The organism is Streptomyces sp. NBC_00775, assembly GCF_036347135.1.
GTDB classification, from domain to species: Bacteria; Actinomycetota; Actinomycetes; order Streptomycetales; family Streptomycetaceae; genus Streptomyces; species Streptomyces lutosisoli.
The window spans coordinates 7309384-7322346 of sequence record NZ_CP108938.1 but is presented as its reverse complement, the minus strand read 5'-3'; the positions used below and the strand labels follow the sequence as shown (position 1 = coordinate 7322346).

Here is a 12963-nt window from a genome sequence, read left to right as displayed (position 1 = left end):
TTTCGTGAGGCTTGAGGGACTTCTGAGGTTCGGCCGCCCAGCAGTTCAGCTCAGGGGTTCAGCTCACCGCGTCCAAGTAGCGCAGGACCGCCAGCACCCGCCGGTGCCCCGTCTCCGACGGCGGCAGGTCGAGTTTGCTGAAGATGTTCGCGATGTGCTTCTCGACGGCCCGTTCGGAGACGGTGAAGGCGGTGGCGATCGCGTGGTTCGTGCGGCCCTCGGCCATCAGCGCGAGGACCTCGCGCTCGCGGGGCGTGAGCCGATCGAGGGCGGTGGCGCGGCGGCTCGCGCCGAAGAGCTGGGCGACGACCTCGGGGTCGAGGGCCGTACCGCCCCCGGCGACCCGTTCCATGGCGTCCACGAACTCGCCGATGTCGACGACGCGTTCCTTGAGGAGATAGCCGAACCCGGCGGGCTCGCCGAGCAGTTGGGTCGCGTACGTCGTCTCCACGTACTGCGAGAAGATCAGCACCCCGGTGCCGGGGTGCTCCTTCCGCAGTCGTACGGCCGCCCGGATCCCCTCGTCGGTCTGGGTCGGCGGCAGCCGGATGTCGACGACGGCGACGTCCGGGCGGTGCTCGGCCACGGCGGCCAGCAGCGCGTCCGCGTCCCCCACTGCGGCCGCGACCTCGATACCCCGTAGCTGGAGCAGCTGGGCCAGCCCGTCACGCAGCAGGGCGGAGTCCTCGGCGATGACGACGCGCATGTGATTCCCGTGATCAGAAGGGCAGTTCGACCGTGACCACCGTAGGCCCTCCCGGCGGGCTGTCGCAGGTGAGCGTGCCGTCGACGGTCCGTGCCCGGGTGCGGAGTCCGGTCAGACCCGAGCCGGCGCCGATCACCGCTCCCCCGCGTCCGTTGTCGCGGACGCTCAGCCGCAGCAGCCCGTCCCGGGCGGTCACCGTCACCGTGGCGGCGCTCGCCGCACTGTGTTTGGTCGCGTTGGCGAGGAGTTCGGCGGCGCAGAAGTACGCGATCGACTCGACCGCCGGGCTGGGGCGGACGGTGATGCCGGTGGTGACCTTGACGGGCAGGGCGCTGTCGGCGGCCAGCGTGGCCAGGGCGGTGTCCAGGCCCTGGTCCAGTACGGGCGGATGGATGCCCTTGACGAGGTGGCGCAGGTCGGCGATGGCCTGCGTGGCGTTGCCCTGCGCGGTGTCGACGACGGCGAGCAGTTGTTCCGGGGCGGCCCCCGTGCCGATCAGCTCCCTGATCATCGTGAGGTGCATCGCGAGGCCGACGAGCCGGGCCTGGGTGCCATCATGCAGATCGCGTTCGATCCGGCGCAGGGTCGCCGCCGCGTCGTCCACGGCCTGGGCGCGGGTCTCCTCCAGAGTGCGGATGCGGCGGTCGGAGGCGTCCGGGCCGAGCAGGGCGGTGAGCAGGCCCCGGTGCGGGGCGAGGGACTGCCGCAGCAGCCAGGACGCGGTGGCGAGGAGGAGCAGTCCGATGGCCACGGGGATCAGCCAGCGCGGCCAGGAGTCGACCTGGAACCCGAAGAACTCCAGCGACACCCGGTGCTCCGTGCCGTCGCTCGCCCGTTCCGTGCGGTAGTTCCACCGCGAGAGGAGGGGGTGCAGGGTGAGCAGGACGCCGTACGCGTATCCGATGACGACGGCGACGAGCCCGAAGAGGGCGGTGTACGGCGTCACCAGCGCGCAGGCGACGGCGCGCCAGCCGCTCCGGTCGCTCAGCAGGGCCCGCCGCCAGCCCAGTATCCCGTCGCCCGCGCGGCGCGCCGGCCCCTCGATCTCCAGCCCCAACAGGTGCCGTGCCAGACCGCGTTGGAGTCTGCCGAGCACGAGCGCTCCCCGTACGGTGACGGCGATCAGCCACAGCCCCAGCGTGGTCACGGACAGCGCGCCGCCGATCAGCAGCCCCACGAGGGTGAGGACGAACCCGACCAGGGCGAGCGGGAAGGCGATCACTCCGTAGAGGACCGCGGCGAGGGCCTTGCGCCCGAACGGGAAGGCCACGAGTGCGCGGAGGCGGTGCATGGCATCAACCTAGGAGAGGAGCGCCGCGGCGAGGCGAAGCTGGACGGCGGCCATGGCCCGGCCGAGCCATGGCATGAGCAGCAGGAAACCGATCCCGCCGACGATCGCGTGGAAGGCCCACGCCCCGGCGAAGGTGGGTCCGCCCCAGGAGTCGGAGTAGTCGGAGTGGCCGGATCCGGAGACCCGCAGGGGCCAGCCCAGGTTCATCGGCACCACGGACCAGCCGTACGCGGTGACGGCCAGCACCAGAAGATTGACGGGCGTCGCGAGCACGGCGTGGGCCAGCCCCCGGGCGGACCCGGGCAGCTCCGCACCCAGGAAGCGGCGTACGAGCGCGCGCTGCCACCGCCCGGCGGTGCCGCCTGGGCCCAGCAGGGCGAGGGGGACGCAGAGCAGCCCGAGGGGCAGGGCGAGCAGCGCGTAGGCGACCCGGCGCCAGGTGTCCGCCGTGAACGGCTCACGGACGAGGCGCCAGGCCCGTACGGCGGTGTCGTCCCGGAGGCCGGGAGGCGGCGGTTCCCGGAGCTCGGGAGGCGGCGGTTTCCGGACGGTGGCCATGATCTGTCCCCCTGTGCGTGAGCTGGTGTGACCCGACCTCTCCAGGCTTCCGCGCCGGGGCGCCGCGATCGATCGTGCCTGCACGGATTCCAGGGGTCGTGCCTGCACGGATTCCAGGAGTCGTGCCTGCACGGATTCCGGGGGTCGTGCCTGCACGGGTTCCGGGGGTTCGGGCAGCCCCACCTCACAGCCCGCTCCGGCGCCGATGCCCGAACCCTCACATCCGGACCGTGCCTCCGCTGAGGGCAGCGTTCCCCCCGGGAAACAGATGTGATGCGGCCGGGTAACACCCGCACCGCACGGTGTGGTCATGACCTCGAATACGCGTGTGGTGGTGATCGGCGCCGGGCTCGCGGGCGCACGGCTCGCCCGGCGGCTCGAAGAGCTCGGTGCGTCCGGCGGCACGTCCGGTGCGCCCGCCGTGTCCGTCGAGCTCGTCGGCGAGGAGGAGCACCGCCCCTACAACCGCGTCCTGCTCGCCGAAGTCCTGGCCGGCCGGTACGCCCCTGAGGTGATCGCCCTCCCGGCGCCGAGCCGGCTGACCCGCGCCCGGGTGACCGGCATCGACCGCGCCGGCCGCACGCTGCACTGCGCGGACGGTTCGGTGATCGCATACGACACGCTGGTCCTCGCGACGGGCTCGAACCCCGTACTCCCGCCCCTGCGTGGCCTGTTCGGCCAGGGCGGGCACGAACTCCCCGAAGGCGTCCACGCGTTCCGCACCATGGACGACTGCCTGGGTCTGTCGAAAGCCGTACGGCCCGGCGCCCGCGCCGTCGTCATCGGCGGCGGTCTCCTCGGCGTCTCGGCCGCCCGCGCGCTCGCCGTGCGCGGCGCCCAGGTGGTGCTGGCCCAGCAGTCCGAGCGGCTCATGGAGCGCCAGCTCGACCCGTCCGCCTCCCGTCTGGTCCACCGGCACCTCACGGACCTGGGCGTCGAGGTGCACACCGAGTGCCGGGTGCGCGACGTGCGCTGCGTCGGCGGCGCGGTGCGCTCGGTCGAGATGTCCGACGGGTACGCCCTCGACGCCGACCTCGTCGTCCTCGCCTGCGGCGTCCACCCTCGTGTGGGCCTCGCGCAGGACGCGGGGCTCGCCGTCCACAAGGGGATCCTCGTCGACGATGAACTGCGTACGTCGGACCCGCACATCCGGGCGATCGGCGACTGCGCCCAGCACGAGGGCACGATCTACGGCCTGGCCACACCGGCGCTCGAACAGGCCGATGTCCTCGCCGAGTTGCTCGCCAGCGAGGCGGGCGCCGCTGGGAACGCCAACTCCCGCTACACCGGCACCCGTTCACTCACCCGGCTGACCCTCACCGGGCAGTCCCACTCGCCGTTCGATCTGGCCGCCTTCGGCGAGACCGAACCCCGCCCCGGCGACGACGTCATCCAGCTCGCCGACGCCACCCGCGGCACCTACCGCAAGGTCGTCGTCCGCGACGACCGGCTGGTCGGTGGCGTGCTCGTCGGCGAACTCGGCACCGTCGGTGCCCTCGCCCGCGCCTGGGAGGGAGCGGAGCCGCTCCCCGCGGACGGCGCACCGCTGCTCCACCTGCTCACCAACGACGGAGGCTCCTAAATGTCCACGGACACGACGAAGGCGGCGAACGCCGCCGACGGCACCGCGCACACGATCGTGCTCGTCGGCCATGGCATGGTCGGCCAGCGCTTCCTCGAAGCGCTCGCCGAGCGCGGCCTGACCGCGACACACCGCGTGGTCGTGCTGTGCGAGGAGCCCCGTCCGGCGTACGACCGGGTCCAGCTCACCTCGTACTTCTCGGGCAAGACGCCTGAGGACCTTTCGATGACCGACATGGCGTTCATCGAGGACCACGGCATCGAGCTGTACGTCGGAGACCCGGCGGAGACGGTCGACCGCGAGGCGAAGAAGGTCACGGCCAGGTCCGGCCAGGTCTTCGAGTACGACACGCTCGTCCTCGCCACCGGCTCGTACCCCTTCGTCCCGCCGGTCCCGGGCAAGGACGCCGAGGGCTGCTTCGTCTACCGCACGATCGAGGACCTCCTCGCGATCGAGGAGTACGCGAAGACCCGCACGACCGGTGCCGTGGTCGGCGGCGGCCTGCTCGGCCTGGAGGCCGCGGGCGCGCTGAAGGGTCTCGGACTCACCAGCCACATCGTCGAGTTCGCGCCGCGCCTGATGCCGGTGCAGGTGGACGAAGGCGGCGGCGCCGCGCTCCTGCGGACCATCGAGGACATGGGCCTGACCGTCCACACGGGTGTGGGCACACAGGAGATCGTGACCGATGCTTCAGGCGCCGTCACCGGCATGAAGCTGTCCGACGGCTCCGAACTCGCCACCGACCTGGTGGTGTTCAGCGCCGGCGTCCGCCCCCGCGACCAGCTGGCCCGCGACTGCGGCCTGACCGTCGGCGAGCGCGGCGGCATCACCGTCGACGAGCAGTGCCGTACGGTCACCGACCCGCACGTCTTCGCGATCGGCGAGTGCGCGCTGGCCGCCGACGGCCGGGTGTACGGCCTGGTGGCCCCCGGTTACGAGCAGGCCGCGACCGTGGCCGCCACGATCGCCGCGGACGAGGCGTCCTTCACCGGCGCCGACCTGTCCACCAAGCTGAAGCTGCTCGGCGTGGACGTGGCCTCCTTCGGCGACGCGCACGGCACCACCGAGGACTGCCTCGACGTCGTCTACTCCGACTCCCGCTCGGGCACGTACAAGAAGCTGGTCATCGGCCGCGACGGCCAGCTGCTCGGCGGCATCCTGGTCGGCGACGCGGACGCGTACGGAACGCTGCGCGCCCTCACCGGCTCGGTCCCGCCGATCTCGCCCGAGCAGCTGGTGCTGCCGGCCGGTTCCGGGGGCGGCGCCCAGCTCGGCCCCTCCGCGCTGCCGGACGAGGCGGTCATCTGCTCCTGCCACAACGTCACCAAGGGCACGATCCGCGGCGCGGTCACCGAGCACTCCTGCACGACGGTGCCGGAAGTCAAGAAGTGCACCAAGGCCGGTACGGGCTGCGGGAGTTGCGTCAAGGTACTCGGTCAGCTGGTCACCGCCGAGCTGGAGGCGAGCGGCGTCGAGGTCGACAAGGGCCTGTGCGGCTGCTTCTCACAGACCCGCGAGGAGCTGTACGAGATCGTCCTCGCGCTGCGGATCACCTCGTACCAGACCCTGTTGGACCGTTACGGCCGCGAGGGTGCCCGGGGTGGCGACGGCTGCGAGACCTGCAAGCCCGCCGTCGGCTCGATCATCGCCTCGCTCGCCCCGACCATCGGTACCAGCGGCTATGTCCTGGACGGCGAGCAGGCCACGCTCCAGGACACCAACGACCACTTCCTCGCCAACCTCCAGAAGAACGGCTCCTATTCGATCGTGCCGCGCATCCCCGGCGGCGAGATCACTCCCGAGAAGCTGATCGTGATCGGCGAGGTGGCCCGGGACTTCGGCCTCTACACAAAGATCACGGGCGGCCAGCGCATCGACCTGTTCGGCGCGCGGGTCGAGCAACTCCCGCTGATCTGGGCCAGGTTGGTGGACGCGGGCTTCGAGTCGGGCCACGCGTACGGAAAGGCGCTGCGCACGGTCAAGTCCTGTGTGGGCCAGACCTGGTGCCGTTACGGCGTCCAGGACTCGGTCCGCATGGCGATCGACCTGGAGCTGCGCTACCGGGGACTGCGCTCCCCGCACAAGCTCAAGTCGGCGGTCTCCGGGTGCGCCCGCGAATGCGCCGAGGCCCAGTCCAAGGACTTCGGCGTGATCGCCACCGCGAACGGCTGGAACCTGTACGTCGGCGGCAATGGCGGCGCGACCCCGCGCCACGCGGACCTGCTGGCCCAGGACCTGAGCGACGCCGAACTCATCCGCCTGATCGACCGGTTCCTGATGTTCTACATCCGCACGGCGGACCGTCTGGAGCGCACGTCGACCTGGCTGGAGCGGATTCCCGGCGGCCTCGACCACATCCGCGACGTGGTCGTGGAGGACTCGCTCGGCATCTGTGAGGAGCTGGAGTCGCTGATGACCGCGCATGTCGCCGCCTACCGCGACGAGTGGGCCGAGACCATCAACGACCCCGAGAAGCTGGCCCGGTTCGTGTCCTTCGTGAACGCCCCGGACACCCCCGACCCGGTGGTCGGCTTCGTCCCCGAGCGCGACCAGATCAAGCCCGATCTGCCGCTGCTGAGCATCGGCATGCGCCCCATGGAAGCCCTGGAAGGAAGTGCCCAGCGATGACCCTGGCACCCGAGACGACGGCCCTGAAGCTCCAACTCCTCCTGGAAGAGGACTGGTTCACGGTCTGCGACCTGTCTCTTCTGACCCCGGGCCGCGGAGTCGCCGCGCTCCTGCCCGACGGCCGCCAGGTCGCGCTGTTCGCCGACCGCGCCGGGCGGACGTACGCCATCGACAACCGCGACCCGTTCAGCGGCGCGGCGGTCCTCTCCCGCGGGCTGACCGGCACCCACCAGGGCCGCCCGTTCGTCGCCTCCCCGCTCCTCAAGCAGCGCTTCGACCTGGAGACGGGGCGGTGCCTGGACGACGAGACGGTGAGCGTGGCGGTGTACGAGGTGCGGACCTCCTGACGGCCGGGGTGACCGGGACCTCCTCGCGCCCGACGGTCACCCCGCGCTTACTTGACCGATCGTTCTCCTTGGACCTACGGTTCTGTACGTGGCCAGGACCAAGGAGTTCGATCCGGACGCCGCGCTGCAGTCAGCCCTGGAGCTGTTCTGGCGGCGCGGCTACGAGGCGACGTCCATGGCCGACCTCGTCGAGCACCTGGGCGTCGGGCGCGCCAGCATCTACGCGACGTTCGGCAACAAGCACGAGCTGTATCTGAAGGCGCTGGACCGCTACCGCGAGACCCGCGACCCGCAGCTGCTGCGCGAACTGTCCCAGCCGGGGCCGGCACTGCCCGCCGTACGCACGGTGGTACGCCGCTTCGCGACCGAGGCCGCCACCGAAGAACGCCGCCTGACCGGCTGTTTCGTCACCAACACGGCCGCCGAGCTGGCACCGCACGACACGGCCGCCGCCCGCCGGGTCGAGCACAGCTGGGACCACATCGAGACCCTGCTGCACTCGGCGCTCGTCCGCGCACAGGCACAGGGAGAGCTCCCCGAGGACCGCGACCCGCGGACACTGGCCCGCATGCTACTGGTCCTGATGCAGGGGCTACGGGTCGTGGGCAAGGCCTCGACGGATCCGTCCCGCGTCCGGGACGCGGCGGAGCAGGCACTGACACTGCTCGACTGACACCGCACGCACCGAGGGGGCAGGTTTCCCTGTCGCCATACTGGACCGTTCGTTCAAGAAAAGGGCCGTTCGAAAGGCCTGCGGAAAGGGACATCATGACGACGAGCCGCTTCTCCGGCCGGACCGCCCTCGTGACCGGCGCCGGCTCCGGCATAGGCCGCGCCACCGCGCTCGCGCTCGCCACCGAGGGCGCGCACGTCGTCGTCGCCGGGCGCACCGCGGCCCCGCTCGACGAGACGGTCGCGCTGATCGAGGAGCGGGGCGGCAAGGCCCTGTCCGTGACGGCCGACGTGTCGCGCGCCGCCGACTGGCAGGCCCTGGTCGCGGTGGCCGTGGACCGCTTCGGCTCCCTCGACGTGGCGGTCAACAACGCGGGAGTGTTCCGCGGCGGGAAACCTCTGGCCGACCTCCCGGAAGCGGACTGGCACACGCAGCTCGACACCAACCTGACCGGCGTCTTCCTCGCCCTCCAGGCCGAGATCCGGCAGATGCGCACCCAGCCCGCCGGCGGCGCGATCGTGAACATCGCCTCCACCATCGGCCTGCACACCCGCCGCCCGGGCATCGCCGCCTACGCCGCCTCCAAGGCCGCCGTCACCGCGCTCACCCGCGCCGCCGCCCTGGACCACATCGCCGACGGCGTCCGCATCAACGTCGTCAGCCCCGGCGCCTCCGCCACCGCCATGTCCCTGCGCCCGGGCGAGACGGAGGCCGAGCGAGTGGAACGGGTGAAGAACGAGCTGCCACTCGGCCGGATCTCGGCCACCGAGGAGATCGCCGCGGCCGTCCTCTACCTGGCGTCCGACGACGCGGCATCGGTCGTCGGCACGGACCTGGTGGTCGACAGCGGCGGATCGCTCTGAGGGGCCGGCCGGAGAACTACTGGCGGCTCAGCCGAGTCGTCACGGTTTGAGCACGTCGTAAGTGACCCCGGTCAACTGCTCCGAAGCGGCCCAGAGCCGCTCGCCCGCCGTGTCGTCGAGGGTCCACCGGGCCCGCCAGGACTTCGCGGGCGCACCGCGCCACATCGCGAACGACGGCCCGGTGAAGGAGTCGGGCCGCACCCCGGGCGCGGTGGCGGCGTACAGCGTGGGCAGCGCCCCGGCCTCGGCGCTCTGCCCGAAGAACCGGTTGCCGATCTCCATGAACCGCTCGGCACCCTTCCGCCCCTCCAGCCTGGGCCCGGCGGCCTGGAGGTTGGTGGAGGCGTACCCGGGGTGCGCGGCGGCCACGACGACATCGGACCCGACGGCGTCCAGCCGCCGCGCCAGCTCATGGGTGAAGAGCAGATTGGCGGTCTTGGACCGCGCATAGGCGATCCACTTCCGGTACGGCCGGCGCTCACTGTTGAGGTCGTCGATGTCGATGTTCGACAGCGCGTGGACCATGCTCGCCACATTCACCACGCGCGCGCCGGGCGTGGCGAGCAGCGCGGGCATCAACAGCCCGGTGAGCGCGAAGTGCCCCAGATGATTGACCCCGAACTGCGTCTCGAACCCGTCGGCGGTCCGGCCGTGGGGCAGTGCCATGACCCCGGCGTTGTTGACGAGCAGATCGAGCCGCCCGTACGCATACCGGTCCGCGAACTCCAGCACGGATCCGAGCTCCCCGAGATCGAGCCTCACGAACTCGACATCCGCCCCAGGCACTTCGGTGACGATCCGGTCCCCGGCCTCGGCACCCCGCACCTCACTCCGACAGGCGAGCACGACCCGGGCCCCCTTACGGGCGAGCTCACGCGCGGTCACGTATCCGATCCCACTGTTGGCCCCGGTGACGACGGCGGTACGACCACTCTGGTCAGGGATGTCATCCGCGCTCCAACCAGCCATGACCGACCTTCCTGTGCGAACGGATGGGACATCAGCGTACGAGCGGTGGGCCACGCAGAGAGGAGCGGCACCCCCGCACAGGGTGCCGCTCCTCTTGGTGCACCGGAACCGTTGCCATGTCGGTGAGGGTCAGGATGACCGGCGACAGTCCCGGGGGTCATGCGGGCCCGAAGGGCCTGGCGAGGGCCCAGTGAGGGCCCGGCAAGGGCCTAGCGGTGGTCGCTGCCCTTCGCCGACGAGGCCGCGCGTCCCGCCTCCAGGCGGGCCACCGGGATCCGGAAGGGCGAGCAGGAGACGTAGTCGAGACCCACCTCGTGGAAGAAGTGGACCGACTCGGGGTCGCCGCCGTGCTCGCCGCAGACGCCGAGCTTCAGGTCGGGGCGTGTCGCGCGGCCCGCCTTCACCGCGGACTTCACGAGGGAGCCGACGCCGTCCTTGTCAATGGTCTCGAAGGGGGAGACGCCGAAGATGCCCTTCTCCAGGTACGCCGTGAAGAAGGAGGCCTCCACGTCGTCCCGGCTGAAGCCCCACACCGTCTGCGTGAGGTCGTTCGTGCCGAAGGAGAAGAACTGCGCCGCCTCGGCGATCTGACCGGCCGTGAGGGCCGCTCGCGGGAGTTCGATCATCGTGCCGATCGCCAGCTTCAGCTCCGTACCGGTCGCCGCCTGTACCTCGGCGATGACCTGGTCGGCCTCCTCGCGGACAATCTCCAGCTCCTGGACCGTGCCGACGAGGGGGATCATGATCTCCGCTCGCGGGTCGCCCTTCGCGTTCTTGCGTTCGGCGGCGGCTTCCGCGATCGCCCGCACCTGCATGGTGAACAGGCCGGGGATGACCAGGCCGAGGCGTACGCCGCGCAGGCCCAGCATCGGGTTCTGCTCGTGCAGGCGGTGCACCGCCTGGAGCAGGCGCAGGTCGTTCTCGTTGGCGTCGCCGCGCGACTCCGCCAGCGCCACCCGCACCGACAGCTCGGTCACGTCCGGCAGGAACTCGTGCAGCGGCGGGTCCAGGAGACGGACCGTCACCGGGAGGCCGTCCATCGCCTCGAAGAGCTCGACGAAGTCCCGCTTCTGGAGCGGGAGGAGCTCCTTGAGGGAGTCCTCGCGCTCCGCCTCCGTGTCGGCCAGGATCAGGCGCTCGACCAGCTCGCGCCGGTCACCGAGGAACATGTGCTCGGTACGGCACAGGCCGATGCCCTGGGCGCCGAAGCGGCGGGCGCGCAGCGCGTCCTCGGCGTTGTCGGCGTTGGCCCGGACACGCAGACGACGGACGCGGTCCGCGTACGCCATGATCCGGTGCACGGCGGCGACCAGCTCGTCCGCGTCGTCGGCACCCGCGTGCATCCGGCCCTCGAAGTACTCGACGACCGGGGACGGCACGACCGGGACCTCGCCCAGGTAGACCTTGCCCGTCGAGCCGTCGATCGAGACGACGTCGCCCTCCTCGATGACCACACCGCCCGGGGCCGTCATCCGGCGCCGCTTGGTGTCGACCTCGAGCTCCTCGGCGCCGCACACGCACGTCTTGCCCATGCCGCGCGCCACGACGGCGGCGTGGGAGGTCTTGCCGCCGCGCGAGGTCAGGATGCCCTCGGCCGCGATCATGCCGTCCAGGTCGTCGGGGTTCGTCTCGCGGCGGATCAGGATGACCTTCTCGCCCGAACGCGACCACTTGATGGCGGTGTACGAGTCGAAGACCGCCTTGCCGACCGCCGCACCCGGCGACGCCGCGATGCCCCGGCCGATCTGCTCGACCTTCGCCTGGTCGTCGAAGCGCGGGAACATCAGCTGCGCGAGCTGGGCGCCCGTCACGCGCTGGAGCGCCTCCGCCTCGTCGATCAGGCCCTGGTCCACGAGCTGCGTGGCGATGCGGAAGGCCGCGCCCGCCGTGCGCTTGCCGACGCGGGTCTGGAGCATCCACAGCTGGCCGCGCTCGATGGTGAACTCGATGTCGCAGAGATCCTTGTAGTGGGTCTCCAGGGTCTCCATGATCTGCATCAGCTGGTCGTACGACTTCTTGTCGATCGACTCCAGCTCGGCGAGCGGGACCGTGTTGCGGATGCCCGCGACCACGTCCTCGCCCTGGGCGTTCTGGAGGTAGTCGCCGTACACGCCCTGGTGGCCGGAGGCCGGGTCGCGGGTGAAGGCGACGCCCGTGCCGGAGTCCGGGCCCAGGTTGCCGAAGACCATCGAACAGATGTTGACCGCCGTGCCGAGGTCGTGCGGGATGCGCTCCTGGCGGCGGTACAGCTTCGCGCGGTCGCCGTTCCACGAGTCGAAGACCGCCTTGATGGCGAGGTCCATCTGCTCGCGCGGGTCCTGCGGGAAGTCGCGGCCGGCCTCGGTCTTGACGATCTTCTTGAACTTGGTGACGAGCTTCTTCAGGTCGGCCGCTTCGAGGTCCGTGTCGACGGTGACCTTCTTGGCCTCCTTCGCCGCCTCCAGCGCCTCCTCGAAGAGCTCGCCGTCCACGCCGAGGACCGTCTTGCCGAACATCTGGATGAGACGGCGGTACGAGTCCCACGCGAAGCGGTCGTCGCCGGACTGCTTGGAGAGGCCCAGCACCGACTTGTCGGAGAGGCCGATGTTCAGAACGGTGTCCATCATGCCGGGCATGGAGAACTTCGCCCCGGAACGGACGGATACGAGCAGAGGGTTATCGGCCTGGCCGAGCTTCTTGCCCATCTTCGCTTCGAGAGCTTCGAGGTGCGCACTCACCTCGTCACGCAGTGCCGCCGGCTCGTCGCCACTGTCGAGGTAGGTCTTGCACGCCTCGGTGGTGATGGTGAAGCCGGGAGGGACGGGAAGGCCCAGGTTGGTCATCTCGGCGAGGTTCGCACCCTTGCCGCCGAGGAGGTCCTTGAGGTCCCTGTTGCCCTCGGTGAAGTCGTAAACGAACTTCACTCCCTCAACGTCGCTGTCGCTGCTCTCAGCTACGAGGGGATCTTTGTTTTCCGACACGAGTCTCGACTCCTCGACGTCGCGGTGGCTGCCCTGACGACGGGGAACATACCCAGATCGAAGGCGTCTGGGTACGTCCACTTGCGCGTCATGCGCCTGTAACCACTCGTCCGCCAGCAGATCGAAAGTCAAAGCTTGGCAAGTCATCGAGGGCTGATGTTTTCACTTCTTGAACGCATCAACACCCATAGACCAGCATACGCGCTCGGATGAGCGGGCTTCGACACGCCTGAGTTCGATCGATGAACGATCAAGGGGTGGCACTGAGTGCCACCCCTTAGGGAAGTGCAGCCGCCCAAGATCCGCTCATCTGAGCGATGCCCCTATCAGGCGTGGCGCGAATCACGTCGCCAGGGCGGCGAGATTTCACCATGCGGACCACCATC

The 12963-nt window shown here is 70.6% G+C and carries 10 protein-coding genes; 5 read left to right on the top strand and 5 right to left on the bottom strand.

Translation table 11 applies throughout. The annotated features are described in order from the left end of the window. Window positions 1-58: 58 nt before the first annotated feature. The 3 genes from OIC96_RS32595 to OIC96_RS32585 are packed head-to-tail and all read right to left on the bottom strand — an operon-like array spanning window position 59 to window position 2555. Entirely contained in the window at window positions 59-706 is a 648-nt protein-coding gene (locus OIC96_RS32595; protein ID WP_330304425.1) for a response regulator transcription factor, read from the bottom strand. A 13-nt stretch (window positions 707-719) separates the two neighbouring features. After that, window positions 720-1997 (bottom strand): sensor histidine kinase, encoded by a 1278-nt coding sequence (locus OIC96_RS32590; protein WP_330304426.1) that lies wholly within the window; start codon window positions 1995-1997, stop codon window positions 720-722. Window positions 1998-2006: 9 nt separating this feature from the next. Next, entirely contained in the window at window positions 2007-2555 is a 549-nt protein-coding gene (locus OIC96_RS32585; RefSeq protein ID WP_330304427.1) for a hypothetical protein, read from the bottom strand. Between the two features lie 310 nt (window positions 2556-2865). On the opposite strand from OIC96_RS32585, the gene OIC96_RS32580 reads away from it, so the two are divergent. The 5 genes from OIC96_RS32580 to OIC96_RS32560 all read left to right on the top strand — a co-directional run bounded on the left by OIC96_RS32580 (window position 2866) and on the right by OIC96_RS32560 (window position 8648). After that, window positions 2866-4137: an NAD(P)/FAD-dependent oxidoreductase gene (locus OIC96_RS32580; RefSeq protein ID WP_330304428.1), complete on the top strand. Its 1272-nt coding sequence runs from the start codon at window positions 2866-2868 to the stop codon at window positions 4135-4137. Then, window positions 4138-6765, top strand: a complete 2628-nt coding sequence (gene nirB, locus OIC96_RS32575; protein WP_330304429.1) for a nitrite reductase large subunit NirB — start codon at window positions 4138-4140, stop codon at window positions 6763-6765. Further along, window positions 6762-7112: a nitrite reductase small subunit NirD gene (nirD, locus tag OIC96_RS32570; protein WP_330304430.1), complete on the top strand. Its 351-nt coding sequence runs from the start codon at window positions 6762-6764 to the stop codon at window positions 7110-7112. Before nirB ends, nirD begins: the two co-directional genes overlap by 4 nt. 88 nt (window positions 7113-7200) lie before the next feature. Then, on the top strand, window positions 7201-7785 hold the full coding sequence (locus OIC96_RS32565; RefSeq protein WP_330304431.1) for a TetR/AcrR family transcriptional regulator: 585 nt from the start codon (window positions 7201-7203) through the stop codon (window positions 7783-7785). Between the two features lie 95 nt (window positions 7786-7880). After that, window positions 7881-8648, top strand: coding sequence for an SDR family NAD(P)-dependent oxidoreductase (locus OIC96_RS32560; RefSeq protein ID WP_330304432.1), 768 nt, complete (start codon window positions 7881-7883; stop codon window positions 8646-8648). Between the two features lie 39 nt (window positions 8649-8687). Here OIC96_RS32560 and OIC96_RS32555 read toward each other — a convergent pair whose 3' ends face one another. Together OIC96_RS32555 and ppdK are read right to left on the bottom strand one after the other, a co-directional pair. Then, window positions 8688-9617 carry an oxidoreductase gene (locus OIC96_RS32555; protein ID WP_330304433.1) on the bottom strand — a complete coding sequence of 310 codons (930 nt, stop codon included), beginning with the start codon at window positions 9615-9617 and terminating at the stop codon, window positions 8688-8690. 209 nt (window positions 9618-9826) lie between these two features. Next, window positions 9827-12577 carry a pyruvate, phosphate dikinase gene (gene ppdK / locus OIC96_RS32550; RefSeq protein WP_330304434.1) on the bottom strand — a complete coding sequence of 917 codons (2751 nt, stop codon included), beginning with the start codon at window positions 12575-12577 and terminating at the stop codon, window positions 9827-9829. Window positions 12578-12963: the final 386 nt, after the last annotated feature.